Annotated in this window: 2 protein-coding genes; both read right to left on the bottom strand. The window is 48.7% G+C overall.

Features of this window, described 5'->3' with window-relative positions; genetic code table 11:
• The coding region (locus F7D47_RS01910; RefSeq protein ID WP_153095763.1) for a DUF3987 domain-containing protein at positions 1 to 2,449 on the bottom strand (2,449 nt) is incomplete at its 3' end.
• Positions 2,450 to 2,461: 12 nt separating this feature from the next.
• Positions 2,462 to 2,860: a hypothetical protein gene (locus F7D47_RS01905; protein ID WP_153095762.1), complete on the bottom strand. Its 399-nt coding sequence runs from the start codon at positions 2,858 to 2,860 to the stop codon at positions 2,462 to 2,464.
• Positions 2,861 to 2,912: the final 52 nt, after the last annotated feature.

Here is a 2,912-nt window from a genome sequence, read left to right as displayed (position 1 = left end):
CCTGTCGCTTCCAGTTCTTCAGCATCTGTCTTACAGCCTCGTGCGTAACGTTAGCGCCCTTGATGGCAACACTCTGCTGCTGAGCCTGTTCAAAGGTGAAGGTTACGTCTAAGCGCTCAAAGATAGTATCGTTTCTTCCACGACGAATGCGGTCAGCAGGTGCCTGTCCGCAATAATCCTTGGATGAGAAAGCAGCTTCGATACGACTGCGAAAGAAATAGAGCGCATTCTCCAGCTGATAGTTAGCCAGAACATCAAAGGCTGAAAGCATGCTCGGTGTCTGCATTTTCACAATCATTTCCTTCCACAAGAGAGGATTCTCCTTCAATCTTGTTTCTGCCTCTTCCGCTCCAAGTTTCTGTATCAGCGATTCTGCCACCTTGCAGAGCATGATGCACGCCATCATTCTCATCGTGGTAGGACAGATACGAAAACGCTGGCGGGCTTTCACTTTGTCATCATCTTTCATCGTCTCCAGTCTTATCTGCTCCAGCCATTCCCTACCCTTGGCTTCCAGCTTAGGCAGTTCTACTTCGCCTGCCATCATGGGTAACAGATGGGCTATCTGCAGAATATTGCTTTGCTGGCGAGGTGTAAGCACGAAGAGGTTATCTGTGAGCGGGGTGAACGTGTTGTCCGGCGTTCGCGCCACGACAATACGGCTCTGGAAACCATCCGTATAATTGTTCACTACTCGATAAAGTGCATCTGGCGTTCCGCACATCACCACATTCCATAACAGTCTGTCTATATGGACATTCACCGCATCTGCACTTCTTGCCTCGCGCTCATAGCTTGTTCCGTCGTAAGCCTGTCTTAACATGACAGAAAAATCACTCATTGCTGATTTCCACTTCTGCGCAACGGTGTCAGCTTCCGGTGTGAACGAGAAGGCGTGCTTGCCTTCAGTATTAGCCAGTCGTTCAGCCAGATTTGCCACCGTATTGTTCAGTGTCAAGCATCTTACCGGCAGTTTCGGCTCTTCCGGCTGCTCCTTCTTGTTCTTAGCCGCACGCTTCTTGGCTCTCCATTCATCCTCCTTCTGCTGGTACATTTTGTCCATTGCTTTTACTTCCGAAGTCCATACATTGATTACCGGGTCAATGCTTCCCTTTCCTGATGCAAAATCACCGGCAATGTAAGAGATGAGGTTGAGCGAATTCATCTTGCCGTGAATGGAGATTTTCACGCCAGTAGCCAGCATTCCGATGACAGGACAGATAGCGGTAATCACGGGTAAAGCAAGGGGCGGCCCTACTGCATGAACCGAGTCGCGTACTCCCTGCGGCAATTTGGGCAAGGCTTTGAAATAGAACAGTTCGTCCTGGGCATTTGCCTCGTCCAGTGCATTGATCAGTTTCTCGTTCTCCTTAAGCGTTATGCCTTTCAGAGTAGCTTGCTTCAACTTTTCCTGTCTCAGCGCAGCCAGTACATCTTTCAGACGCTTAGGCATTTGCGTAAGTTTTTCTCCGAGTGCCGACTTGATGCAAGCCATCTTTTCCTGTTCGGGAAACCCATCGTAGCAGGGAATAATCTGAGCCAGCAGATTGCGGTCAAAACCACAGATATGGCGCAGATTCACAGCCAGCTCAAAGGTCAGCGTATTGCGGTTGGAGCGCATCGGCTCCTGCCCATCATTATACATCTGCCACCACTTCTTAATGATTTCGCCATAAGGAATCCCGAGGTAATTGTCTTGAGAAGCAGAAGAAGAAGCTGATGAACCAGCTGGGGATGAAGCAGCAGAAGAAGAAGAAATTCTCGAATTCTCTAATTCTTGACTCTTAAAACTCCCTTGAGAATCCTTCTTGAATTCTTCCTTCCAAGGCATAAAGTGCTTGTTTGCCTTGTGCGCCCCTTCCGGTAGTTCCTCCTTCCCATACCGTTCTCTTTCTTCTAGAACCTTCCCTTCAGCTGCCACGGCAGCCTCATCGTATTCATCCTTGAAGAGCCGTGGCGAAAGGAATAGCAAATCTTCGCCATCCGATGTGGTAGTGAAATAAACCCGATTAATGTCGTGAGCCGAAGTATCCATTTCGCACTTGAGCATCGTAGCAATTCGTACCTGATTCTCCAGAACCGTCTTGCCCTTTTCGCGTTCAAACACCGCATGTCCGCCCTGTCGTGCGCTACGTTCCAGCATCAGCAGTCCGTACTTGTCCGGTTCTTTCAGCAGCAGCTTGGCAGCCTTGGCGAAAGCCTCCGGCTCATCCATATCAAATCCGAAAGCACCGCTTGGCAGTTTCATTCCCTTCACCACGCCTTGCGGATAATGGCCGGAGTAGTTAAACTGTACCAGTCTTCTTTTCGCAGCATCGTTTCCGGCACGAGCCAGGCGAAGATTCGCCTTCTGCTCATTGCTTCCACGCAACTGCTTATACTCCTCTTCCGAAGTGATGGAGCGGGCAACCTTGTGCCCATTCTCCACCTTAATTAAATAACAACTCATCTATCTTATTACTTATCGTTTTAATTGATAATCCACTAAAGCATCAGCCCCTTCTGCTGACTCAACAGTCAGCGTTTGGGCGATGTTGAGTCCCTCATGGAAGAACACCTTCAGCGTGAGCTGAATAGCCCCATCCTTGGTCTTGCTCAACCGACCATGCGCCAGTTTCTTAATCAGTTCCGACTGGCTTTTCGGCTTAGAAACTGCTACGAAATCAAATGTTCCGTCTTGCATTTGCTGAGCCACACCATGACGGCGAAAAGCTTCTACAACCCCCTGATTTACAGAATCAGGACTGAAGAGGAAATACTGCTTATCATCATAGTAAGCCACACCACCGAGCTGCACATGCTGGCAGCCGTTATTATTCACCTGCTGGTTCTTCACCAGCTTTTTGTTTGCTTTTTTCATAATCTGAATTGAATTTTAGGAGAAGAAACATCCGGATTGTTGCGCGCTTTAC

Origin of the sequence: Segatella copri (genome assembly GCF_009494835.1) — a bacterium.
Taxonomy (GTDB): Bacteria; Bacteroidota; Bacteroidia; order Bacteroidales; family Bacteroidaceae; genus Prevotella; species Prevotella copri_F.
Note: the sequence above shows the minus strand (reverse complement) of the source record. Positions and strands in the feature narration are given on the sequence as shown.